The organism is Pigmentiphaga daeguensis (assembly GCF_039523035.1).
Lineage (GTDB): Bacteria > Pseudomonadota > Gammaproteobacteria > Burkholderiales > Burkholderiaceae_B > Pigmentiphaga > Pigmentiphaga daeguensis.
This window is the reverse complement of record NZ_BAAAEN010000010.1, coordinates 1-22,997: the sequence shown is the minus strand read 5'-3', so window position 1 is coordinate 22,997 and position 22,997 is coordinate 1. Positions and strand designations below refer to the sequence as shown.

At 66.1% G+C, this 22,997-nt stretch carries 20 protein-coding genes; 16 read left to right on the top strand and 4 right to left on the bottom strand.

Annotated features, from left to right (window positions below; all coding sequences use genetic code 11):
* The first annotated feature begins 19 nt into the window (after positions 1-19).
* Both ABD104_RS14085 and alr read left to right on the top strand, forming a co-directional pair.
* Positions 20-1,324 carry a D-amino acid dehydrogenase gene (locus ABD104_RS14085; RefSeq protein ID WP_087840432.1) on the top strand — a complete coding sequence of 435 codons (1,305 nt, stop codon included), beginning with the start codon at positions 20-22 and terminating at the stop codon, positions 1,322-1,324.
* Positions 1,321-2,388, top strand: coding sequence for an alanine racemase (gene alr, locus ABD104_RS14080; RefSeq protein WP_087840431.1), 1,068 nt, complete (start codon positions 1,321-1,323; stop codon positions 2,386-2,388). The genes ABD104_RS14085 and alr overlap by 4 nt, the downstream gene beginning before the upstream one ends.
* A 13-nt stretch (positions 2,389-2,401) precedes the next feature.
* Here alr and ABD104_RS14075 read toward each other — a convergent pair whose 3' ends face one another.
* A complete protein-coding gene (locus ABD104_RS14075) occupies positions 2,402-3,238 on the bottom strand; it encodes an NAD-dependent protein deacetylase (protein ID WP_087840429.1) in 837 nt (278 codons plus the stop codon).
* A gap of 432 nt (positions 3,239-3,670) precedes the next feature.
* Between ABD104_RS14075 and ABD104_RS14070 the strand changes: the two genes are divergently transcribed.
* The 5 genes from ABD104_RS14070 (at position 3,671) to ABD104_RS14050 (ending at position 8,889) form a co-directional block, all read left to right on the top strand.
* Positions 3,671-4,339, top strand: a complete 669-nt coding sequence (locus ABD104_RS14070; RefSeq protein WP_087840427.1) for a response regulator — start codon at positions 3,671-3,673, stop codon at positions 4,337-4,339.
* Between the two features lie 74 nt (positions 4,340-4,413).
* Positions 4,414-5,787 (top strand): sensor histidine kinase, encoded by a 1,374-nt coding sequence (locus ABD104_RS14065; protein ID WP_243724607.1) that lies wholly within the window; start codon positions 4,414-4,416, stop codon positions 5,785-5,787.
* Between the two features lie 119 nt (positions 5,788-5,906).
* Positions 5,907-6,902, top strand: coding sequence for a tripartite tricarboxylate transporter substrate binding protein (locus ABD104_RS14060; RefSeq protein WP_087840425.1), 996 nt, complete (start codon positions 5,907-5,909; stop codon positions 6,900-6,902).
* A gap of 17 nt (positions 6,903-6,919) precedes the next feature.
* Entirely contained in the window at positions 6,920-7,357 is a 438-nt protein-coding gene (locus ABD104_RS14055) for a tripartite tricarboxylate transporter TctB family protein (protein WP_087840488.1), read from the top strand.
* Positions 7,354-8,889: a tripartite tricarboxylate transporter permease gene (locus ABD104_RS14050; protein ID WP_087840423.1), complete on the top strand. Its 1,536-nt coding sequence runs from the start codon at positions 7,354-7,356 to the stop codon at positions 8,887-8,889. The genes ABD104_RS14055 and ABD104_RS14050 overlap by 4 nt, the downstream gene beginning before the upstream one ends.
* A 38-nt stretch (positions 8,890-8,927) precedes the next feature.
* Here the strand turns inward: ABD104_RS14050 and ABD104_RS14045 are convergent, their stop codons facing one another.
* A complete protein-coding gene (locus ABD104_RS14045; protein ID WP_087840486.1) occupies positions 8,928-10,094 on the bottom strand; it encodes a methionine aminotransferase in 1,167 nt (388 codons plus the stop codon).
* Between the two features lie 96 nt (positions 10,095-10,190).
* Here ABD104_RS14045 and ABD104_RS14040 point away from each other — a divergent pair, with 96 nt between their 5' ends.
* Complete coding sequence (locus ABD104_RS14040) at positions 10,191-11,228, top strand: AbrB family transcriptional regulator (RefSeq protein ID WP_087840421.1); 1,038 nt, start codon at positions 10,191-10,193, stop codon at positions 11,226-11,228.
* Between the two features lie 240 nt (positions 11,229-11,468).
* A complete protein-coding gene (locus ABD104_RS14035) occupies positions 11,469-11,675 on the top strand; it encodes a cold-shock protein (protein ID WP_087840420.1) in 207 nt (68 codons plus the stop codon).
* A gap of 331 nt (positions 11,676-12,006) precedes the next feature.
* Here the strand turns inward: ABD104_RS14035 and ABD104_RS14030 are convergent, their stop codons facing one another.
* The gene (locus ABD104_RS14030) at positions 12,007-12,993 is read right to left on the bottom strand and encodes a D-2-hydroxyacid dehydrogenase family protein (protein WP_087840416.1); all 987 of its coding nucleotides are present in this window, start codon (positions 12,991-12,993) and stop codon (positions 12,007-12,009) included.
* A 202-nt stretch (positions 12,994-13,195) separates the two neighbouring features.
* Here ABD104_RS14030 and ABD104_RS14025 point away from each other — a divergent pair, with 202 nt between their 5' ends.
* From ABD104_RS14025 to ABD104_RS13995, 7 genes are all read left to right on the top strand, one after another.
* Positions 13,196-15,061 carry a phosphoenolpyruvate carboxykinase (GTP) gene (locus ABD104_RS14025; protein WP_087840414.1) on the top strand — a complete coding sequence of 622 codons (1,866 nt, stop codon included), beginning with the start codon at positions 13,196-13,198 and terminating at the stop codon, positions 15,059-15,061.
* 225 nt (positions 15,062-15,286) lie between these two features.
* Positions 15,287-15,757, top strand: coding sequence for a fasciclin domain-containing protein (locus ABD104_RS14020; protein ID WP_087840412.1), 471 nt, complete (start codon positions 15,287-15,289; stop codon positions 15,755-15,757).
* Positions 15,758-15,934: 177 nt separating this feature from the next.
* Positions 15,935-16,462: a MarR family winged helix-turn-helix transcriptional regulator gene (locus ABD104_RS14015; protein ID WP_087840410.1), complete on the top strand. Its 528-nt coding sequence runs from the start codon at positions 15,935-15,937 to the stop codon at positions 16,460-16,462.
* A 658-nt stretch (positions 16,463-17,120) separates the two neighbouring features.
* Complete coding sequence (mnmG, locus tag ABD104_RS14010; protein WP_087840409.1) at positions 17,121-19,061, top strand: tRNA uridine-5-carboxymethylaminomethyl(34) synthesis enzyme MnmG; 1,941 nt, start codon at positions 17,121-17,123, stop codon at positions 19,059-19,061.
* Between the two features lie 184 nt (positions 19,062-19,245).
* A complete protein-coding gene (gene rsmG, locus ABD104_RS14005) occupies positions 19,246-19,932 on the top strand; it encodes a 16S rRNA (guanine(527)-N(7))-methyltransferase RsmG (protein WP_087840407.1) in 687 nt (228 codons plus the stop codon).
* A 57-nt stretch (positions 19,933-19,989) separates the two neighbouring features.
* Positions 19,990-20,859, top strand: coding sequence for a ParA family protein (locus tag ABD104_RS14000; RefSeq protein ID WP_243724594.1), 870 nt, complete (start codon positions 19,990-19,992; stop codon positions 20,857-20,859).
* A gap of 23 nt (positions 20,860-20,882) precedes the next feature.
* Entirely contained in the window at positions 20,883-21,818 is a 936-nt protein-coding gene (locus ABD104_RS13995; RefSeq protein WP_087840484.1) for a ParB/RepB/Spo0J family partition protein, read from the top strand.
* A 20-nt stretch (positions 21,819-21,838) separates the two neighbouring features.
* On the opposite strand, the gene ABD104_RS13990 is transcribed toward ABD104_RS13995, so the two are convergent.
* Positions 21,839-22,873, bottom strand: coding sequence for a CobW family GTP-binding protein (locus ABD104_RS13990; RefSeq protein WP_087840403.1), 1,035 nt, complete (start codon positions 22,871-22,873; stop codon positions 21,839-21,841).
* Positions 22,874-22,997: the final 124 nt, after the last annotated feature.

Below are 22,997 nucleotides of genomic sequence, written 5' to 3'. Positions count from 1 at the left end.
ACGACGCGAGGATTTTTCCATGAAGGTGCTCGTTCTCGGTGGCGGCGTGATCGGGGTCGCCAGTGCCTATTACCTGGCCCGCGCGGGACTGGAAGTCACCGTGCTGGATCGACAGGGCGGTCCCGCGCAGGAAACCAGCTACGCCAACGCCGGCCAGGTCTCGCCGGGCTACTCCACGCCCTGGGCCGCGCCGGGCATCCCGCTGAAGGCGATCAAGTGGATGTTCCAGCGGCATGCCCCGCTTGCCATCCGCCTGGACGGCAGCCTGTTCCAGCTACGCTGGATGGCGCAAATGCTGCGCAACTGCTCGGCCGAACGCTACGCGGTCAACAAGGAGCGCATGATGCGGGTGGCCGAGTACAGCCGCAGCTGCCTGCAACAGCTGCGCGCGGAAACCGGCATCCAGTACGAACAGCGCACCGGCGGCACGCTGCAGCTCTTTCGCACCCAGGCCCAGCTCGACGCCGCCGGCCGCGACATCGCGGTGCTGGAACAATGCGGCGTGCCGTTCGAGCTGCTGGGCCGGGACGAACTGGCCCGCGTCGAACCCGGCCTGGCCGTATCCGCCGGCAAGCTGGCGGGCGGCCTGCGCCTGCCCAAGGACGAGACCGGCGACTGCCATCTGTTCACGCGGGCGCTGGCCGACATCGCCCGCACGCTGGGCGTGGATTTCCGCTACGGGCAGGCGGTGGACGGGCTCGTGGTCGAGGGCGGCCGCATCGCCGGCGTGCGCGCGGGTGGCCGGATCCTGACGGCCGACCGCTACGTGCTGGCCCTGGGCAGCTACTCGCGCGGCATGCTCGAACCGCTGGGCCTGGACCTGCCGGTCTATCCGGTCAAGGGCTATTCGCTGACGGTGCCGCTGGTCGATCCTTCCCGTGCGCCGCAATCCACGGTGCTGGACGAGACCTACAAGATCGCCATCACCCGCTTCGACCATCGCATCCGTGTCGGGGGCATGGCCGAGCTGGGCGGCTACGACCTGCGCCTGGACCCGCGGCGGCGGGCCACGCTCGAGCACGTGGTGAACGACCTGTTCCCCGGCGGCGACCTGGCGCGGGCGACCTTCTGGACCGGGCTGCGTCCCATGACGCCCGACAGCACGCCCATCGTGGGCGCCACGCGCTACCCCAACCTGTACCTCAATACGGGACACGGCACGCTGGGCTGGACCATGGCCTGCGGATCGGGCCGCCTCATCGCCGACCAGCTGAGCGGCCGGCGGCCGGAGATTAGCCTGGACGGGCTGGCCATCGACCGCTACGCCGGCCGCGTCCGCGGCGCGCGCATCGCCCGGCAGCAACCGCTGGCGGCCCGGCCATGACTCGTCCCGCGCGCGCACGCATCGACCTGGATGCGCTGCGACACAACTACGCGCTGGCACGGCGCCTGCACGGGGGCCGGGCACTGGCGGTGCTCAAGGCCAATGCCTACGGCCACGGCGCCATCCCCTGCGCGCGGGCGCTGGCCGATATGGCCGACGGGTTCGCGGTGGCCTTCACCGATGAAGCCCTGGCGCTGCGGGCGGCGGGCATCATCCGGCCCATCCTGGTGCTGGAAGGCGCCTTCGATGCCGACGAACTCCGGCTGGCGAACCGGCATGGTCTCTGGATGGTGGTGCATCACGAGCATCAGGTACGCATGATCGAATATCAACCGGACCTGCGCGGCCTGCACGCATGGCTCAAGGCCGACACCGGCATGCGCCGGGCCGGTTTTTCGACGCAGGCCGAACTGGCCGATGCCCATGCGCGCCTGTCGGCCAGCGGCAAGGTCGCGGACATCACCCTCATGACGCATCTGGCGCGCGCGGATGAACCGGACCAGACCGCCACCACCCGGCAGATTGCAGCCTTCAAGGCGCTGACGGGCGGGCTGCCCGGCGACCGCAGCCTGAGCAATTCCGCCGGCGTGCTGGGCTGGCCCGCGGCGCGCGGCGACTGGTCGCGGCCGGGCATCCTGCTGTACGGCGCCGATCCCATGCCCGGCGCCGGCCACGGACTGATCCCGGTCATGACGCTCGAGAGCCGCATTTTCGCGGTTCGCGGCGTGCAGCCGGGCGATGCCATCGGCTACGGCGGCCGCTACGTCGCGGACCGCCCCATGCGTGTGGGCCTGGTGGCCGTGGGCTATGCCGACGGCTACCCGCGATCGGCGCCATCCGGCACGCCGGTATCGGTCGATGGCCGGCCCAGCCGCCTGGTCGGCCGGATCTCCATGGACATGCTGACGGTGGACATCACCGACCTGGCCGGCGCCGGCGTGGGCAGCCGGGTCGAACTGTGGGGCAGGCAGGTGGACGTGAATGTCGTGGCCCGGGCGGCCGGCACCGTGGCCTACGAGCTGCTGTGCAACGTGAAACGGGTACCGCTGGACTACTCGGGCTGAGCCTGGCGCGGCCTCATGCCGCCGCCCGGTCCTCCAGCAGGAAGGCCAGCGCCTGGGCACAGGACTGCTCCACTTTCAGGGTCAGCAGGTCGTCGGCGCGCGTGCGCCCCAGGTTGACCGCGGCGACCGGCAGGCCGGCCTGCGCGCCGGCCCGCACGTAGCGGTAGCCGGAATGCACCATCAGCGACGAGCCCACCACCAGGATGGCGTCGGCCTCGTCCAGCGCGCGCAGCACCGTCGCCACGCGCGGCGCGGGCACCTGTTCGCCGAAGAAGACGACGTCCGGCTTCAGGATGCCGCCGCAGGCCGGGCAGGAGGGCACGGCGAAACGGGAGAAATCCACCGCCTCCAGGTCCGCGTCGCCATCGGGCGCATCGGCCGCGTCCAGCGCGACCCAGGCGGGATTCACGGCTTCCAGGCGCTGCTGGAACACGGCGCGCGGTTCGCGGTGCGCGCAATGCATGCACCGGACCTCGTCCAGCCTGCCATGCAGATCCACCACCTCGCGGCTGCCCGCCGCCTGATGCAGGCCATCCACATTCTGGGTGACCAGCAGCCGCACGCTTCCACCGGCCTCCAGCCGGGCCAGCGCGCGATGGGTGTCGTTGGGCCCGGCTTTCCCGAAGCGCCGCCACCCGATCATGCTGCGCGCCCAGTAGCGCGCCCGGGCCAGTCCGTCGCGCATGAATACCTGGAAGTCGATGGGCGGCGTGCGTTTCCATTGGCCATCGGCGTCGCGATAGTCCGGGATGCCCGAATCCGTGCTGCATCCGGCGCCGGTCAGGACGAACAGGCGTTCGTAGCGGCCCACGAACGCGGCCAGGGCGGAAGAAGAGGCGGATACATCCATAACGGCTCCAGGCAGGCGACCAGGATACCCGATGCGGCCATTCCAGGGCCTGTGGATAAGCTCTGGGAAGCGGGGTGTGCACACGATGTTGACCCTTTGTGGATAACTTCGCTTTCGCCGCCCGCCGAAAAACTTGTCCAATTTTCGGGTACACCCTGTGGACAAGCTTATCCACATGCCTAAAAATTAGGCATGCCGTTGAATCGAAAAGGTTTTTTCGTACACGCGAAGTTATCCACAGGCTCCTATTACTTACTACGAATTGGATAGATAGTTTTGGGATAAAAGCTCAAACATCTTTTTTCCTACCGCGACGAGGGGCCGCAAGCGGCCCGGGGCGCCGCTGCGCGGACGCGGTTGACCCCAACAGGGCGAACACCTAGCATCCAGGCGTCTCATTCCTATAAGTAAGTACGGAGCACCCGATACGCCATGCGCATCCTGTTGGTCGAGGACGAACCCGAACTGGCCCGGTGGCTGTCAGGCACGCTGGCCAGACATGCCGGCTTCGTCGTGGAATGGGCCGACGATGGGGTGGTCGCCGAAAAGCGCCTGCAGGTAGAGGACTTCGACGCCGTCGTCCTGGACCTGGGACTGCCGGGCCTGGATGGCCGCACATTGCTGGCCAGGCTGCGCGCCCGCGACGACCGCACTCCCGTCCTGATATTGACTGCGCGTGATTCACTGACGGAACGCGTGACCACCCTGCATGAAGGCGCGGACGATTTCCTGCCCAAGCCCTTCAACGTGGCCGAACTGGAAGCCAGGCTGCTCGCGCTGATACGGCGCAGCCGGGGCAGGGAACACCCCCGCCTGTCCTGCGGACCGCTGGTTTTCGACCTGGCCGCCCAGAAGTTCCTGCTCGACAACCAGCCATTGGCCCTGTCGCCGCGGGAACATGCGGTGCTGCGGGCCCTGATCCAGCGCAGCGGCGAACCCATGACCAAGCAGCAGATCCTGGACCGGGTATTCGACGACGACCGCGACGTCGGGCTGGATGCCATCGAAGTCATTGTCCACCGCCTGCGCAAGCGCCTGGGCGATACCGGCGTACACATCGTGACCTTGCGCGGACTGGGGTACAGCCTGGAGCCCGCGTGACGGCGCCTTCGTCCAAGGACGGCATCTCGCATGGCCCGGCGCGGCGCCCACGGCGGCGCAGCCTCAAGTCGACCCTGCTGTGGTGGCTGCTTCCCGTCCTGGCCGTGGTGGCAAGCGGTGGCCTGTGGCTGTCCGTCCGGCTGCTGGACGACCTGGCCAATGCGGCCTACGACCGTTCGCTGGCGGGAGCCCTGCGGGCCATAGACCTGAACATATCGACGGAAAGCGGCGGGTTGGCGGTGGAACTGCCCTACCGGCTGCTGCAATTCTTCGAGCTGACCGCCAGCGGCAACGTGTATTTCCGGGTGTCCACCGAGGACAACCTGACCGAGATCGGCAACCCGGCGCTTCCCATGCCCGAGCATCCGCTGGTATCGGGGCGGGCGGAATTCTTCAACGCCGAATATTTCGGCGAACCCGTGCGCGTGGGCGTGCTGGCGCGGCGGCTGGATCCGCCCCTGTACGGTGCCAAGGAACGCCAGCGGGTGGTCATCCAGGTCGCGGAAAGCATCGAATCGCGGGCGGGCTTCACGCGAACCGTGCTGATGCGCGCGATCGAGCGCGACACGCTGCAGATCCTGTTGAGTGCAATCCTGCTGACAGGCGGGGTGATCATCGCGTTGCGGCCGCTGGTGCGCCTGAGCGAGGAGATCGATGCGCGCGACCCGGACGACCTGCGGCCGGTGGACGACAGCCAGGTGCCGGCCGAAGTCCAGCCGCTGGTGTCCGCGATCAACCGGCACATCGCGCGGCACGATGCCCAGGCCCGCGCGCAGCGCCAGTTCCTGGACGATGCCTCGCACCAGTTGCGCACGCCGCTGACCGTGCTCAAGACCCAGGTGGATTTCGCGCTGCGCGAGACCGATCCGCAGGCGGTCCGCCAGGTCTTGCAGGCCATGCACGCCGGCGTGGACCGCTCCATACGCATGGCGAACCAGATGCTGGCGCTGGCCCGCGTACATGATGCTTCGCTGGCCGAGGGAGGGCTGCCTTTCGTGCAGACCGATCTGGCCGAACTGGCCGGGGAATGCGTGCGCAGCCTGTTGCCGGCCGCGCGCGCCAAGCGCCTGGACTACGGAATCGAGGCGCCCGGGGATGCTTTGTGGATGGCCGGTTCCCCGGTCCTGCTGCGCGAGGCCGTGCTCAATCTGCTGGACAACGCCATCCGCTACAGCCCGGAGGGGGGCATGGTGACCTTGACGCTGCTGCGCGAGCCAGGGCAGATCGTGCTGAAGGTGGAGGACAGCGGTCCGGGCATGCCGGTATCCGACATCGAGCGGGCCGGGGTGCGCTTCCGCCGGGGCGAGTCGGGCAAGGGCAAGCCCGGAGCCGGGCTGGGGCTGGCCATCGCGCAGCGGATCGCCGGCCTGCACAAGGGGCGGCTGGTATTGGAAAACCGGGAACCGGGTCCCGGCCTGCGTGCTGCCCTGATTTTCACCGGGGCCTGAATGCTGCTTCGCAGCACGAAAAGAGGGGGAATTGAAAGCCGGTTGAAAGCGACGCGTTCGTACAGTCGCCTCGGTGCGGCCCAGCCGCGACATCGACAACAACGACAAGGAGGTGACCGATGAAACCCACAGTCCGACTGCGGGCGGCGGCGTGTGCCGCGGCCATGGCATTGGCGGGACTGGCCGCGCAACCGGCCGCTGCCGCTCCCGAACGGCCCGAGTGCATCGCCCCGGCCAAGCCGGGGGGCGGTTTCGACCTGACCTGCAAGATCGCCCAGAGCGGCTTGCAGGAAGGCAAGTACCTGAACGCCGCGATGCGGTCCGTATACATGCCGGGCGGCATCGGCGCGGTGGCCTATAACACCATCATCGCCCAGCGGCCCGCCGAGGCCGGCACCATCGTGGCCTTCTCGGGAGGCTCGCTGCTGAACATCGCCCAGGGCAAGTTCGGGCGCTATACCGAATCCGACGTGCGCTGGGTGGCCGGCATCGGCACCGACTACGGCGCGGTCGTGGTGCGCAAGGACGCCCCCTGGAAGGATCTCAAGAGCCTGATGGCCGCCATCAAGGCCGATCCCACCAAGGTGGTGTTCGGCGCCGGCGGCACCATCGGCAGCCAGGACTGGATGAAGGCCGCGCTGACTGCGCGCGCCGCCGGCATCGACTACAAGACCATGCGCTTCGTGGCCTTCGAAGGCGGTGGCGAGACCCTGACCGCCTTGCAGGGTGGCCACGTGCAGGTGTATTCGGGCGATGCCGGCGAAGTCGCGTCCGTGCTGGATGCCGGCGTGCCCATCCGCATCCTGGCCGTGTTCTCGGAGCAGCGCCTGCCGGGCCGGCTGGCCGACGTGCCCACCGCCAAGGAGCAAGGCTTCGACATCCAGTGGCCCATCATCCGCGGTTTCTACGTGGGGCCGAAGGTCGCCGACGCCGACTACCAGTGGTGGGTGAGCACCTTCGACAAGATGATGGCCACGCCCGAATTCGCGAAGTTGCGCGAGGAACGCGGCCTGTTCCCCTTCAACAAGACCGGCAAGGACCTGGACGGCTACATCAAGCAGCAGGTTGCCGAGTACCGCAAGCTGGCCGACGAGTTCGGACTGGTGCGCAAATGAGCGGCGGCCGTGTCGTGTTGAACGACCGGCTGCTGGGAACGGCGGCGCTAGTGTTCGCCGCCGTGATGGTGTGGCAGGGCTACGGGCTCGAGGCGCCTTTCGCCTACGAGCCGGTGGGTCCGCGCGCCTTTCCCATGCTGCTGTCGCTGGTCATCGGCCTGTGCGGCCTGTGGCTGGCCGCCCGGGGTGGCAATCCGGTCGAACCGGTGGCGGCCGGCGTCAAGGGACGCGTCGTCGCCGTGTCGGTGGCGCTTGCCGCCTACGCCTTCCTGTTCCAGTGGCTGGGCATCGTCCTGGCCACCTTCCTGATGAGCCTGCCGGTGGGCCGCGCGTTCGGCGGATCGTGGCTCAAGACGGGCATCACCGGGCTGGCCCTGGGCGTGGCCGTGTTCCTGCTGTTCGACAAGGTGCTGGACGTGGTGCTGCCCACCGGCCTGCTGGGAGGCCTGCTGTGAACGATATCTTCGGCCACCTGGCCACCGGTTTCTCGGTCGCGCTGACGCCGCTCAACCTGCTCATCGCGGCCATCGGCTCCTTCATCGGCACCATCGTGGGCGTGCTGCCCGGCCTGGGGCCCATCAACGGCGTGGCCATCCTGATGCCGCTGGCCTTCGCGATGCAACTGCCGCCGGAAAGCTCGCTGATCCTGCTGGCCGCGGTCTATATCGGCTGCGAATACGGCGGGCGCATCAGTTCCATCCTGATCAACGTGCCGGGCGAGGCCTCGGCCATCATGACGGCGCTGGACGGCTACCCCATGGCCCGCCAGGGCAAGGCCGGCGTGGCCCTGTCGATCTCGGCCTGGAGCTCCTTCGTCGGATCGGCCGTGGCCACCATCGGCATCGCCATTGCGGCTCCACTGCTGGCCCGGTGGGCGCTGGCCTTCGGGCCGGCGGAGTACTTCGCGCTGATGGTGTTCGCCTTCTGCTGCCTGGCCGGCCTGATGGGCGAGCAACCCGTCAAGGCGCTGCTGGCGGCAGCGGTGGGCCTGGCCCTGTCCACGGTGGGCATAGACGAGAACTCGGGCATCTATCGCTATACCTTCGATTCGCTGCACCTGAGCGACGGCATCCAGTTCGTGGTGGTGGTGATCGGCCTGTTCTCCGTCAGCGAGATGCTGTTGCTGCTGGAACAGTCGGTCACGGGCAACGTCGCGGTCAAGCCGACCGGGCGCACGCTGTTCAACATGCGGGAACTGGCGATGACCTGGTGGGGCACGGTGCGCGGCTCGCTGATCGGCTTCGTGGTGGGCGTGCTGCCGGGCGCGGGCGCCACCGTGGCCTCGGCCATGGCCTACTCGACCGAGAAGCGCCTGGTCGAGCAGTCCGATCCGGAAGGCGCGCATTTCGGCAAGGGCGACATCCGCGGCCTGGCATCGCCCGAGGCGGCCAACAACGCGTCGGCCACGGGTTCGTTCGTGCCCATGCTGACGCTGGGCGTGCCGGGATCGGGCACCACGGCGGTGATGATGGGCGTGCTGGCGCTCTACAACATCACGCCCGGGCCCGCGCTGTTCGAGCAGCGTCCCGAGATCGTCTGGGGCCTGATCGCGTCGCTGTTCATCGGCAACGTCATGCTGTTGGCGATGAACATCCCCATGGTGGGCGTGTTCGCGCGCATGCTGTCGGTGCCGACCTGGGCGCTGGTGCCGTTCATCGTGACCGTGAGCGCGATCGGCGTGTACTCGGTGCACGCGACCACCTTCGACCTCGTGATGATGGTGGCGCTGGGCGTGGTGGGCTATCTGCTGCGCAAGATGTCGGTGCCGATGGCCCCGCTCATACTGGGACTGGTGCTGGGCAACATGATGGAGCAGAACCTGCGCCGGGCGCTTTCCATCACCAACGGCGACACGGCCATCCTGTGGGAAAGCCCCGTCAGCATCGGCCTGTGGCTGTGCGCGGCGGCCGTGCTGGTCGTGCCGGTCACCATGCGCATGCTGGCGCGGCGCCGCGCGGGCGCAACCGAACCCGCCGCGTCGGCCTAGGCGGCCCGAGCATGCGGGCCTTGCGCCCGCATGCCGCTTCAGACCCGCTTGAGGCGCTCCAGCGCCGCGTCCAGCGTGCTGTCCTTCTTGGCGAAGCAGAAGCGCACCAGTTGCCGGTTCGAGGCCGGCGCGTCCGGATCGGCATGGAAGGCCGCGATGGGGATGACCGCCACGCCGTGCTCGGTGGTCAGCCAGCGCGCGAATTCGCTTTCGGGCGCGTCCGATATCGCGCTGTAGTCGGCCAGCAGGAAATAAGTGCCCGGGCAGGGCAGGGTGCGAAAGCGCGTCTGCTTCAGGCCCGCTTCCAGGCGATCGCGCTTGGCCTGGTAGAAGGCGGGCAGCTCGAGGTAATGCCGGGGGTCTTCCAGGAACGTGGACAGCGCGTACTGCATGGGGGTCGAGACCGCGAACACCATGAACTGGTGGATCTTGCGGAATTCCGCGGACAGGGCGGCGGGCGCGCAGCAATAGCCTATCTTCCAGCCGGTGGTGTGGAAGGTCTTGCCGAACGACGAGACCAGGAAGCTGCGGGCCGCCAGCGCCGGCCGGCGCGCGATGGACGCATGCCGGCGGTCGTCGAACACGATGTGCTCGTAGACCTCGTCCGAGATCAGCACGACGCCCGTGTCGGCCAGGATGCGCTCCAGCTCGTCCAGGTCGCTCTCGTCCAGCACGGCGCCGGTGGGGTTGTGCGGGAAATTGATCACGAGGGCGCGGGTGCGCGGCGTGATGGCGCGCCGGACCGCGTCCCAGTCAGGCCGGTAGCCGGGGACCTCGGGCGTGGGCGCGAGCAACTGCACCGCCACCGGTACGGCCCCCGCCAGGCGTATGGCCGGCACGTAGGAGTCGTAGTTGGGCTCCAGCACGATGACCTCGTCGCCCGCGCCGGCCACCGCCAGGATGGCGGTCATCAGGGCCTGGGTGGCACCGCTGGTGACGGTGATTTCCGTTTCGGGATCGTAGGCCGCGCCGTACAGCGCCCGCGTCTTGGCGGCGATGGCGGCGCGCAGCGCCGGGATTCCCGGCATGGGGGCGTACTGGTTGTGGCCCGCGGCCATGGCGGCGTCGACCTGCGCCAGCAGGCCCGCGTCGGGATCGAAATCGGGAAAGCCCTGGCCCAGGTTGATGGCGCGGGTTTCCGTTGCCAGCCGGCTCATGACCGTAAAGATGGTGACGCCGACGTCCGGCAGTTTGGAATTAATCATCAGCTTGCTTGGGCCTTGGATGTACCATTCGTCTTCATCGAAGCAGTCTACCTCCACGCGTCCATCGGCGGCCACGCCCGCCTTGCTTCCTTCCCCATGCCTGCCCGTCTACTGCTAGGTTTCGCCATCGCGCTTTGCGGCTCGCTGATAGCGGTCGCGCTTCACACTCCGCTGCCCTGGATGCTGGGCGCGCTGATCGCCACGGCGGCGACCAAGATCGCCGGAGTGCGGTCCCGGAGCCGCACCGAGCTGCGCTACGCCGGACAATGGGTGATAGGCGTGGGCCTGGGCCTGTATTTCACGCCCATGGTGGTCGACGAGATCGCGAGCAATCTGCTGCCGCTGCTGCTGGGAGCCGTATTCTCGGTCGCCGCGGGGTTGGCCGGCGCATGGTTCCTGCAGCGTGCCGGCGGCGTGGAATTCAGCACGGCCTATTTTTCTTCCACCATAGGCGGCGCGGCGGAAATGGCCAACCTGTCCGACCGCTACGGCGGCAAGGTGGCGCTGGTCGCGTCGGCGCACAGCCTGCGCATCCTGCTGGTCGTCGTCCTGGTGCCGCTGGCTTTCCGCATGTCGGGCGTGACCGGCAGCGGTCTGTTCGCGCCCGCCATGACCGCGGTGGATCCCGCCGGACTGGCGGCGATGTTCGCGCTGGGCGCCGGCGGTGCGCTGCTGGCCCAGCGGCTTCACGTACCCAATGCCTGGGTGCTGGGACCCATGGCGGTCACCATCCTGCTGACGGCCAACGACATGGCCCTGTCGGCAATGCCCACGTTCATGCTGAACGCCGCGCAACTGCTCATAGGGTGGTCGCTGGGCGACCGCTATACCCCCGATTTCTTCCGTACCGCCCCGCGCTTCATGGGATTGATCCTGGCCTATACCCTGGTCGTGATCGTGCTTTCGGTAGGCCTGAGCCTGCTCCTGGCCCCACCCAGCGGCATCGCGCTGCCCACCCTGATCCTCGGGCTGGCGCCCGGCGGCATCGCCGAGATGTGCATCACCGCCAAGGTGCTGCAATTGGGGGTGCCGCTGGTGACGGCATTCCAGGTGTTCCGGCTGGCCTTCGTGCTGCTGATCACGCCGCCGCTCTACCGTGGTTTGCTCATGCGTTTTCCGGCGTTGCGCGACTGATTTTGGCGTCCGTTCCCGGGCCGTTCGAGCCTGTTGCGTGGCGTGTACATCGCATTTGCGATATGCCTGCTAAATGTTATTGATTCGCAAAGTACACGCGGGTATGCTGCCATTCGCAGTTGAATTCAAGCAGCACGCAAGTCCCGTCTGCCATTTGCGGATGTCCGCCATTACCGCATATCAGTTCGTGTCGGCGTTCTTGGTTCCATTGCATTGTTTATTGATTAGAGGACGCCGAACATGGCACAGAAGGGCAAGGTCAAATGGTTTAACGCGGACAAGGGTTTCGGCTTCATCACGCCGGATGCCGGTGGTCCCGATGTGTTCGCTCACTTTTCCGCCATCGTCGGCCGCGGCTACCGCAGCCTGGCCGAAGGGCAGGAAGTCGAGTACGAAGTCAAGGACGGCCCCAAGGGTCCCCAGGCTTCCGACATCAAGCCGCTGTAATCAGCCGCTCATGCGCGGGGCGGCCGCGCCGCCCCGCTTACCCATCCCGCTCCCCAGCGGGGTGGGCTTATTTTTTCTAAAGTATTTGATCCCCCCTACGCCCTTCGGGCGCCCCCCAGGGGGCGATGCGGGTGGACCGGCGGAGCCGGATCCACCGCATCCTGGGTCTTCGTGAGGTATCTCGGTGCGGAGCACCGAGTGCTTGCTTTTACCTTGGGCGCCGCGGATCCGGCTTTGCCGGTCCGCCAGCGCCGCCCCCTTGAGGGGGCCCGCGCAAGCGGGTAGGGGGTGGGCTTTCCTGGCCCGCGCAAGCGGGCAGGGGTGGGCTTTCCTACGGGGTGACCAGATTAGCGGGTTTCCCCGCCGCCCAAGCCAATATGTTCTCGAACGCAACCTTGAAATACAGGTTGTAGCTGTTGATCTCCACGAAACCGATATGCGGCGTGCAGATGACGTTCTCCATCCGTAGCAGCGGATGTCCCTGCAGGATGGGTTCGCTTTCGAAGACGTCGATGGCTGCCAGCCCCGGCCGGCCCCGGTTCAGGGCCAGGACCAGCGCGTCGGGTTCCACCAGCTCCGCCCGCGAGGTGTTCACGAACAGCGCCTCGGGTCCCATGCGCTGCAGGTCGGCCAACGTGACGATGCCGCGGGTTTCCTCGCTCAGTTTCAGCAGCATGCACAGCACGTCGCTGCCTTCGAACAGCGCTTCCTTGCTGTCCGCCGTTTCCAGGCCATCGGCCCGCGCCCGCTCCAGGGTCGATTCCCGGCCCCATACCGTGACCTTCATGCCGAAGGCCTTGCCGTAGCCGGCGACGATCTTGCCGATCTTGCCGTAGCCGAACAGGCCCAATCGGCCTCCGTGCAAGGTCCGGCCCAGGCCGAAATTGGCCGGCATCGACGACGCTTTCATGCCGGATTGCTGCCAAGCCCCATGCTTGAGGTTTGCCGCATATTGAGGAATTCGCCTCATCGCGCTCATAATGAGCGCCCACGTCAGTTCTGCCGGTGCGACAGGCGAGCCGATTCCCTGGGCGACGGCGATCCCGCGCTCGGCGCAGGCTTCCACGTCGATGTGCGACCCGACGCGCCCCGTCTGGGAAATCAGCTTCAACTGAGGCAGTTTGTCCAGCAGGGCACGGGTGATGGGCGTACGTTCACGGATCAATACCAGTGTTTCCGTGTCGCGCAGCCGGACGGCCAATTGGCCCAGCCCCTTGACCGTGTTGTTGTAGACCTTGACTTCGTGGCCATCGAGCAGACTGAAGCAGTCCAGCTTGCGTACCGCGTCTTGATAGTCGTCCAGAATCGTTATGCGCATGGGCTTTCCTTCGATCAGTCGCGATGGTAGTCCAATTGGTCTTGTGAGCGATAGCTGCCAACGGTAACGGACCCTTTCTTCCTGGAAACTTTTGGTGGAAAGGGGTGGGGTATATTAAGTTAAAGTCCAGCCGGGCCAATCGATGCCCGGCTCATTATTTACATCATGATCAGGCGCCCCAGCGTCGAGGAGAATGTCACCAATGAACGCCGTGCCCAAAACATCGGTTCCCAAACAACTTTCGGCGGTGGATGCTCCTGACTGGGTACGTCACGAACGATTGAAGGCCTGGGTGGCCGAAGTCGCGGCGCTGGCGCAGCCCGATCGCATCGAATGGTGCGACGGTTCGCAGGAAGAATACGACCGCCTGTGCGAACAGATGGTCCAGGCCGGCACGCTGCGCCGCTTGAACCCCGCCAAGCGTCCCAATTCCTATCTGGCCTGGTCCGATCCGTCCGACGTCGCCCGTGTCGAAGACCGCACCTTCATCTGTTCCGAGCGCAAGGAAGATGCCGGTCCCACCAACAACTGGGTGGATCCGGCGGAAATGCGCGCCACGCTGGACGGGCTGTTCGCCGGTTCCATGCGCGGCCGCACCATGTACGTCATTCCGTTCTCGATGGGGCCGCTGGGCTCGCCCATCGCGCAGATCGGCGTCGAACTGTCCGACTCGCCCTACGTCGTGGCCAACATGCGCATCATGACCCGCATGGGCCGCAAGGTCTATGACGTGCTGGGCACCGACGGCGTGTTCGTGCCCTGCGTCCATACCGTGGGCAAGCCGCTTGCCCAGGGCGAGGCCGACGTGGCCTGGCCGTGCAACGAAACCAAGTACATCGTGCACTATCCCGAGACCCGCGAGATCTGGTCCTTCGGTTCGGGCTACGGCGGCAATGCGCTGCTGGGCAAGAAGTGCCTGGCGCTGCGCATCGCCTCCAAGATGGGGCGCGACCAGGGCTGGCTGGCCGAGCACATGCTCATCCTGGGCGTCACCTCGCCCGAGGGCAAGAAGATGCACGTCGGCGCGGCCTTCCCCTCGGCCTGCGGCAAGACCAACTTCGCGATGCTGATCCCCCCGGCGTCGCTGCCGGGCTGGAAGGTCACCACCATCGGCGACGACATCGCCTGGATCAAGCCCGGTCCCGATGGCAAGCTGCGCGCCATCAACCCCGAAGCCGGCTACTTCGGCGTCGCGCCGGGCACGAACGAGAAGACCAACTTCAACTGCATGGCGACGCTGCGCGAGAACGTCATCTTCACCAATGTCGCGCTGACCGACGACGGCGACATCTGGTGGGAAGGCATGAGCGAGCCGCCTGCCCACTGCATCGACTGGCAGGGCCAGGACTGGACCCCGGAGATCGGCAAGACCACGGGCCGCAAGGCGGCGCATCCGAATGCCCGCTTCACCGTCGCCGCCGACCAGAACCCGGCCATCGACTCCGAGTGGGACAACCCCGCGGGCGTGACCATCGACGCCTTCGTGTTCGGCGGCCGCCGCTCCACCACGGTGCCGCTGGTGACCGAGGCCCGCAACTGGGTCGAAGGCGTGTACATGGCCGCCACCATGGGTTCGGAAACCACCGCCGCCGCCACCGGCAAGCAGGGCGTGGTGCGCCGCGACCCCTTCGCCATGCTGCCGTTCTGCGGCTACAACATGAGCGATTACTTCAGCCACTGGCTGCAGCTGGGTGCCAAGCTCGAATCGGCCGGCGTACGCCTGCCTGCCATCTTCTGCGTCAACTGGTTCCGTACGGACGAGAACGGCAAATTCGTCTGGCCCGGCTTCGGCGAGAACATGCGCGTGCTGAAGTGGATGCTCGAGCGCATCGATGGCAAGGCGCAGGGCGTGGACCACGTGTTCGGCGTGACGCCTTCCTACGGCGATCTGACCTGGGACGGCCTGAACTTCACCCGCGAACAGTTCGATCGCATCACCGCCATCGACACGCAAGCGTGGAAGGAGGAATTGCGCCTGCATGATGAATTGTTCGAACTGCTCAAGCATGGGCTGCCGAACGAACTGGTGGAAGTCAAGGAGCGCCTGAGCAAGCGCCTGCAAGGCTGATCCGGCGCTTGCCGCGTGGCGCGCGAGCGCCCCGGCCGGCGATGAAAATGGCCCCCACGCTTGCCGCTACGCGGAAGCGTGGGGGCCATTTTTCATGATCTTTCCGCTTCCTGTTGCGGTCCCTTGCGAAGCGACGGCCCTGGTTACAGCGCGGCGGGGGATCATGGAAAACGGCTCGTAGACCGGCCATGTCCCAAGGAGAAACTCGTCGCTCGGGAGAAGCGCATGCCTATCAGGTACACCCTTAGATTGATCGCCATGGCCTTGGCCCTGGGCTTGATGAGCCCGGCGGGTGCCTTGGCGCGCAACATCATCGATACGGCCCAGACGGCCGGGATGTTCAGTTCGTGGATCAACGCGGTACGCGAGGCGGGATTGGAGCAGACCTTGAAAGGGCAGCCCTATACCGTGTTCGCGCCGTCCGACGAAGCCTTCGCCAAGCTGCCCTCCGCGCAGCGCGAGGCGCTGCGGAACAAGGATACGCTGGTGCAAATGGTCAAGCTGCACATGGTGGCCGGCAAGGTCCGCCTGAAGGATGCCAAGGAAGGCACGCAGATCAAGACCGAAGGCGGCAAGACCTTGACGGTCCATCGCAAGGATCGCCGCCTGCTGTTGTCGGACGCGGAGGTGCTGGAGCCGGACGTCGAGGTCGACAACGGCTATATCAATGTGCTGGATGCCGTCTTGCTTCCCTGATTCCGCGTAGTGGCCGTTGGCCGGATTCGTCGTGCTATTAAGATACATGATTGAATCTTGTAAATGATCGTCTATCGTGGCAAATAGCATGACTTGTCCTGTATTTGTGCATGGATAGTCCTTGCGAGGATAATGGCGCCTCTTCCATAACAAGCGCCTTGCCGCAGGCTGCCACCCATGACTATCCAGCCCTCGCCCGAGGAAGAAGAAGCCGCCGCGTCCGTCGACGACATGGAAATTCACCGGCAGGACGGCCTGCTCGCGCCCAAGGTCGCTGCGCTCAGCAAGTCGCTTTCGCGCGCCTCCCAGCTGCAGGCTCGCATGCAGTTCGGGTTTTCTCAGGTGGAGTGGCAGGTGGTCACGCTGCTTGCCACGACCCAGCCTGCCTCGATACGCAAGCTGGCCTACATCGCCATGGTCGATGCGGCACAGATCAGCCGGGCCATCGGGGTCCTGACCCGTCAGGGATTGATTGAAAGGGGAGTCTCTGAACGGGACAGCCGGCAGGCCGAACTGAGGCTGAGCCCGCGGGGAATGGAGGTGGCCGTGACCTTGCGGCGCCTGGCTCGCCAGCGCAATGATCGGCTCTTGGGTGGGTACTCGCCCGAGCGGATAGCGGGTTTGTTCGAGATGCTGGATGTGTTGATCGCTCGGGCCATGCGTGAAGAGACGGACAGCGGCGACGGCACCGGCAGAGAAGAATGAGAGAAAGGATTCACGTGGTGTACTGCCGCCGGAAAAGAAGTCGCAATCACTAGCGGCATTGAGTCAGCATCGCTGCGATTCCCTCAGTCGTTTTGCCCTGTCACGTATTGCCTCCTTGTAGCCATGACAGCACGCGTGGCTAGATCCGCATAGGACTTTTCCCGAGGAGGGTAGGGAGATACATCGGTATCGGCCTGGGATTGGAGAAACATCGACAGCCGGGCAGCCTGCAATATCGGCGCGGTCGCAGGCAACGACCTACCCGTACCACTGCTGTTTTCCGCCGGCGCCGTATTCCCCCGAGCCAAAGAATGCACAAGCAACCGCTGCAATGTTTCACGTGGAACATCGGCACGCTGCTCGGGTGGGTTCACACCCAATCCGTCGAGCTGCTCATCGCGAGCATCCCGCTCGCCATAACTTCACATCAGTTGCCACGCCGAGCTGCCACAATGTACGTCATGAACGGCTTGCCTCGTAGCCAGTGTTTCACGTGAAACACTATGGAGCGGCTTGTCCAGGGTAATGCTCGCGTTGGCAGGGCGGGAATCCTATAATCCCAAGTTACCGTGGCGTTTTCTCTCCAGACCCGGACATCTCCCTGGCCACGAAGGCTGCCAGGTCGCCAGGCCAAGCTTGGCTTTTTGCGGATCCCACCATGCTGTATCCAACCGAATTTGATGTGATTGTTGTAGGCGGCGGCCATGCCGGTACGGAGGCCGCCTTGGCGGCCGCACGCGCTGGCTGCAAGACGCTGCTGCTCACGCATAACATCGAGACCCTGGGGCAGATGTCCTGCAACCCCTCCATAGGCGGGATAGGCAAGGGCCATCTGGTAAAGGAAGTCGATGCGCTGGGCGGGGCCATGGCCCTGGCTACCGACGAAGCAGGGATCCAATTCCGCATCCTGAATGCGTCCAAAGGGCCTGCGGTGCGGGCCACGCGGGCCCAGGCGGACCGTGTGCTCTACCGTAAAGCCATCCGCCATCGCCTGGAAAATCAGCCCAATCTCTGGCTGTTTCAGCAGGCAGTCGATGACTTGATGCTGGAAGGGGATAAGGTAGTTGGCGCGGTCACCCAGATCGGCCTGCGCTTCCGTGCGCGGGCGGTGGTGTTGACCGCTGGCACCTTCCTGAATGGGTTGGTTCACGTGGGACTGCAAAACTACTCGGCAGGCCGGGCGGGTGATCCGCCCGCCATTTTGCTGGGCAAACGCCTGCAGGAACTCAAGCTGGGACAAGGCCGCCTGAAGACCGGTACGCCGCCCCGTATCGACGGCCGTTCCATCGACTTCAGCGTGCTGGAGGAACAGCCCGGCGACCTGGATCCGGTACCGGTGTTCTCCTATCTGGGCGATGCCTCCATGCATCCGCGCCAACTGCCGTGCTGGATCACGCACACGAATGCGCGCACGCACGAGATCATTCGCGGCGGCCTGGACCGTTCGCCCATGTACACCGGCGTTATCGAAGGGGTGGGGCCGCGCTATTGCCCGTCCATCGAAGACAAGATCCACCGCTTCGCCGACAAGACCTCGCACCAGGTTTTCCTGGAACCGGAAGGGCTGACGACCCACGAGTTCTACCCGAACGGGGTGTCGACCAGCCTGCCTTTCGATGTGCAGCTGGACCTGATCCATTCGCTGCCCGGGCTGGAAAATGCCCATATCCTGCGGCCCGGCTACGCCATCGAGTATGACTATTTCGATCCACGTGGACTGAAAACGTCGCTGGAGACCCGCGCCATATCGGGGCTGTTCTTCGCCGGACAGATCAACGGCACGACGGGCTACGAGGAAGCAGCAGCGCAAGGACTGCTGGCGGGCATCAATGCCGCCCTGAAGGTGAAGGGCGAGGAAGCCTGGGTGCCGCGCCGCGACCAGGCCTACTTGGGCGTGCTGGCCGACGACCTGGTGACGCGCGGGGTGACCGAGCCCTATCGCATGTTTACGTCGCGAGCCGAATATCGCCTGAGCCTGCGCGAGGACAACGCCGATTGGCGCCTGACGGAAACCGGCCGCCGGCTCGGACTGGTGGACGATGTGCGGTGGGATGCTTTCAACCGCAAGCGGGACGCGGTGGCGAGCGAGGTCGAGCGCCTGCGTTCCACGTGGATCAATCCCCGGATTTTCCCGGCCCACGCGGCCGAGCCGCTATTGGGCAAGGCGATCGAGCGTGAGTACACACTATTCGACTTGCTCAAGCGCCCCAACGTTTCCTATGATGCGCTTATGCAAGCGAAGAACGCGGACGAGGAATTGCTGGCGGGTCCGGGCGTAACCGACCAGATCGTTGCCGAACAGGTCGAGATCCAGGTCAAATACGCGGGTTACATCGCGCGCCAGCAGAACGAGATCGACAAGCAGGCCGGGCACGAGAACCAGCGTATACCCGACGACATCGACTACGACTCGGTACGCAGCCTGTCCTTCGAAGTCCGCCAGAAGCTCAAGACTCATCGGCCGCAAACCATCGGCCAGGCTGCCCGTATCTCGGGCATCACGCCTGCCGCCATCTCGCTCCTGCTGATACACCTGAAGCGCCGGCAATACGGACGGCTGGATGCCGATTCCGCCGCCGACGCCAACCGGGCGGCATGAGCGTGTCCCACGGCCATTCGACAACCATACGCCTTCTCCTGGGAGAAAAGCCGCGCCACGACGAGACGGGAGGCTCGTCGGCATCGATGCGCGGCTTGCGGCGAAGCGCGTCCGCTTCCCCGGCAAGGGGAGCTCCCGGCCGCCGGAGGGTCGTCCCATGAACATGTCCCGGAAACCGATCCCGATGCAGGAACCTTTCAATGGCGCGGTATTCGCCGCCCAGCTCGAGTCGGACTGCGCGGCGTTGCGCCTGCCGCTCGATCACGCGCGCATCGACCTGCTGCTGAACTACCTGGCGCAGATGCTGCGCTGGAATCGCACCTACAACCTCACGGCCATACGAGAGCCGGAGCAGATGCTTTTGCATCACATCACGGACAGCCTGGCGGTGGTGCCGGAGCTGGCCCAGCGGCTTGCGGGCCAGCCGGCCAGCATCCTGGATGTGGGCTCGGGCGGAGGATTGCCCGGCGTGGTCCTGGCCATCTGCCGTCCGGAGTGGCAGGTGCGCTGCGTGGACGCGGTGGAAAAGAAGACCGCGTTCATCAAGCACGTGGCCGGGGTGCTGCGGCTGTCCAACCTGGAGGCGACGCACGCCCGGGTCGAGGAGCTGGAACCCGCCGAGTGCGACATCGTCGTCTCGCGCGCGTTCGCGTCGCTGCACGATTTCGCCGCGCTGGCCGGGCGCCACGTCAAGCCTGGAGGACGGTTGGCCGCCATGAAGGGCCATCCGCCCGAAGACGAGATGCAGGCGCTGAAGGACCAGGGAGCATGGCAGGTGGAAGGCGTCACGACGCTTTATGTGCCAAGATTGTCCGCTCGCCGCTGCCTGGTCTGGATGGACCGCGTCGAGGGCGGGGCAAACGAGGGTTAGCAGAACGCGGCGCCGGCCACCGGCGCGTCAGATTCACCCATAATCAGGTTGTATTCGATGTCTTCCAATTCCAGCATGGTCAACGAGGCGGCACCGTCCGGAGAAGAAGCCGGCGAGCTGGAGGCGATCAGCGGCGCCGAGCCGCTGGCCGCCAAGCGCACCGCCCGCATCTTCTGCATCGCGAACCAGAAGGGCGGGGTCGGCAAGACCACCACCGCGGTCAATCTGGCGGCGGCCCTGGTGGCCCAGGAGCAGCGCGTGCTGCTGGTCGATCTCGATCCGCAGGGCAACGCCACCATGGGCAGCGGCATCGACAAGCGCGAGCTGCAGGCGACGCTCTACCAGGTCCTGATCGGCGAAGCCGGCATCGCCGAAGCCGCGAAGGCATCCGAGAGCGGCTATGACGTCCTGCCCTCCAACCGCGAGCTGGCGGGCGCCGAGATCGACCTGGTGGAACTCGAGGAGCGCGAGCGCCAGTTGAAGCACGCCATCGCGGCCGTGGCCGACCGCTACGATTTCGTGCTGATCGATTGCCCGCCCACCTTGTCGCTGCTGACGCTCAACGGCCTGGCCGCCGCGCATGGCGTGATCATTCCCATGCAGTGCGAGTACTTCGCGCTGGAGGGACTGTCGGACCTGGTCAACACCATCAAGCGGGTCCATGCCAACCTGAATCCCGACCTGCGCGTGATCGGCCTCTTGCGCGTGATGTTCGATCCGCGCGTGACGCTGCAGCAGCAGGTGTCGGCGCAGCTCGAGAGCCACTTCGGCGACAAGGTATTCAAGAGCATCATCCCGCGCAACGTCAGGCTGGCCGAGGCGCCCAGCTATGGCCTGCCGGGCGTGGTGTTCGACCCCGCGTCCAAGGGGGCGCAGGCCTACGTGGCCTTCGGGGCGGAAATGATAGAGCGTATGAAGACGCTATAGCTTTGGGGAAGCACATCATGGAAATGAAAGCAGGATCTAAGGGTGTGAAGAAACCCAAAGGACTCGGACGCGGACTGGACGCGCTGCTGGGCGCCGACATGCCGGCGGTCAGCACGTTGGGCACCAAGTCCACGGCCCAGCCGGAACAGAAGGAAGGCCCGCCCAATACGCTGCCGGTGTCCAGCATGCAGGCCGGCCGCTACCAGCCGCGCTCGCGCATGGATGAAGGCGCGCTGGGCGAACTGGCCGAATCGATACGCACCCAGGGGGTGATGCAGCCCATCCTGGTCCGCGCGATCGAAGGCGGCCGCTACGAGATCATCGCCGGCGAACGCCGCTTCCGTGCCGCACAACTGGCCGGCCTGACCGAGGTACCGGTGCTGGTGCGCGAGGTCAGCGACGAGAACGCCGCGGTCATGGCGCTGATCGAGAACATCCAGCGCGAAGACCTGAACCCGCTGGAAGAAGCGCAGGGCGTGCAGCGATTGATCGGCGAATTCGGCATGACGCACGAGCAGGCGGCCCAGGCCATTGGCCGCTCGCGTTCGGCCACGAGCAACCTGCTGCGCCTGTTGAACCTGGCTGCTCCGGTGCAGACCATGCTGTTGGCCGGCGACCTCGACATGGGCCATGCGCGCGCGCTGCTGGCGGTGGATGCCGCCACGCAGATCCAGCTCGCCACGCAGATCGTGGCCAAGCGGCTGTCGGTGCGCGAGGCCGAAAAGCTCGTCGCTCAGACACTGCAGGAAGCCGCGCAGAAGTCCAGCCGCAAGCCCGCGGCCAAGTCACGCGACGTGCTGCGCCTGGAAGAAGCGCTGTCCGATCGCCTGGGCACGCAGGTGGCGTTCAAGATCGGCGCGAAGGAACGCGGCCAGATCATCATCGATTTCCACGGCTGGGAACACCTGTCGTCGCTGCTGGAAAAGCAGGGCCTGGCGGACGTGCTGGAAAACAGCTGAACGGCGGCGGCGCGCGTCCGCTATGCCGACGCGCCTCCGAAGAAGGCTGCCGCGATGCGCGCGACACTCGCATGCGCGGCGATGACGGTCAAGCCGGCCGTGGGCGTGGCGGCATCGGCCGCCACGGGCAGGGGGCGCACGTCGAAGCGCCTGTCGTCGGGCGCGAACTGCACCACTCGCCGCTGGCCGTCGGCCAGCATCACGATGCCCTTGAGGCGCAGCAGGTCGTCACCCAGCGCATCGGCCAGCGCGTGCAGACGGACCAGCAGCGCATCGCGCGCGATGGCCTCGGGCAACGGAAGAAAATACGCCTGCGCGTCATGATGATGATGAGCGTGTTCATCATCGTGTTCGTGGGCATGCGCGGGATCATGAGGGTCGTGCGCCACGCCGGTCGCCGACTGTCGATCCGCGTCATCGCCTGCCTGCGCGGCCCGGGGCGCGACGGCCTGACATACGTGCTCCCATGACAGGTCGGCCTGGTTGGAGACCAGCACGGGCGCCGCGGGATTCAAGGCCGCCAGGCGACAGGCCAGCGCTTGCGTCGATTCCTCCGGCGCATCCGATGTCTTGGTCATGATCAGCGCCTGCGCCGCGCGTACCTGCGCCCGCGCTTCCGGATGGCGATCGAGCAATGCCGCGCCGGCCGGCGCGCCCGCTACCGTCACGACGGCCCGCAGGCGATAGCGTTCGCGCAGCAGCGGGTGATCGTGCAAGGCCTGGAGAATGGGCGCGGGATCGGCCATGCCCGTGGTCTCGATCGCCACGGCGGGAAACGCCGGCATGCGGCGTTGCAGCCGTGCCCAGAACAAGTCCTCCAGCGCCTGTTCCAGGCCCGGCAGGCCCATGCAGCACACGCACGAACCCGATACCAGCGAGGCCTGTTCGGTCACGCCCAGCAAGGCGCCGTCGAGCCCGACCTCGCCCAGCTCGTTGACGATCACCGCCGCGCCTTGCAGGCCCGGTTGTTCCAGCCAGGCCGAAAGCAGCGTCGTCTTGCCGCTGCCCAGGAAGCCAGTCAGCAGATAGACGGGGATGGGGGACGAGGCAGCCATGGACGAACTCAGCTCATGATTGGTAGCCTAGGTCGTGTTAACACTAATGGTGTTAATCATGAAAATTAAGAGATACTTCGGTGATGGAAATCAGCGAAGCCCAATTCAAGCAGATAGAGCATTG

Bases quoted from the DNA above. Each gene is read 5' to 3' on its own strand.
- ABD104_RS14085 (WP_087840432.1), top strand. From the start codon at position 20: ATGAAGGTGCTCGTTCTCGGTGGCGGCGTGATCGGGGTCGCCAGTGCC.
- alr (WP_087840431.1), top strand. From the start codon at position 1,321: ATGACTCGTCCCGCGCGCGCACGCATCGACCTGGATGCGCTGCGACAC.
- ABD104_RS14075 (WP_087840429.1), bottom strand. From the start codon at position 3,238: ATGGATGTATCCGCCTCTTCTTCCGCCCTGGCCGCGTTCGTGGGCCGC.
- ABD104_RS14070 (WP_087840427.1), top strand. From the start codon at position 3,671: ATGCGCATCCTGTTGGTCGAGGACGAACCCGAACTGGCCCGGTGGCTG.
- ABD104_RS14060 (WP_087840425.1), top strand. From the start codon at position 5,907: ATGAAACCCACAGTCCGACTGCGGGCGGCGGCGTGTGCCGCGGCCATG.
- ABD104_RS14045 (WP_087840486.1), bottom strand. From the start codon at position 10,094: ATGATTAATTCCAAACTGCCGGACGTCGGCGTCACCATCTTTACGGTC.
- ABD104_RS14040 (WP_087840421.1), top strand. From the start codon at position 10,191: ATGCCTGCCCGTCTACTGCTAGGTTTCGCCATCGCGCTTTGCGGCTCG.
- ABD104_RS14035 (WP_087840420.1), top strand. From the start codon at position 11,469: ATGGCACAGAAGGGCAAGGTCAAATGGTTTAACGCGGACAAGGGTTTC.
- ABD104_RS14030 (WP_087840416.1), bottom strand. From the start codon at position 12,993: ATGCGCATAACGATTCTGGACGACTATCAAGACGCGGTACGCAAGCTG.
- ABD104_RS14025 (WP_087840414.1), top strand. From the start codon at position 13,196: ATGAACGCCGTGCCCAAAACATCGGTTCCCAAACAACTTTCGGCGGTG.
- ABD104_RS14020 (WP_087840412.1), top strand. From the start codon at position 15,287: ATGCCTATCAGGTACACCCTTAGATTGATCGCCATGGCCTTGGCCCTG.
- ABD104_RS14015 (WP_087840410.1), top strand. From the start codon at position 15,935: ATGACTATCCAGCCCTCGCCCGAGGAAGAAGAAGCCGCCGCGTCCGTC.
- mnmG (WP_087840409.1), top strand. From the start codon at position 17,121: ATGCTGTATCCAACCGAATTTGATGTGATTGTTGTAGGCGGCGGCCAT.
- rsmG (WP_087840407.1), top strand. From the start codon at position 19,246: ATGCAGGAACCTTTCAATGGCGCGGTATTCGCCGCCCAGCTCGAGTCG.
- ABD104_RS14000 (WP_243724594.1), top strand. From the start codon at position 19,990: ATGTCTTCCAATTCCAGCATGGTCAACGAGGCGGCACCGTCCGGAGAA.
- ABD104_RS13995 (WP_087840484.1), top strand. From the start codon at position 20,883: ATGAAAGCAGGATCTAAGGGTGTGAAGAAACCCAAAGGACTCGGACGC.
- ABD104_RS13990 (WP_087840403.1), bottom strand. From the start codon at position 22,873: ATGGCTGCCTCGTCCCCCATCCCCGTCTATCTGCTGACTGGCTTCCTG.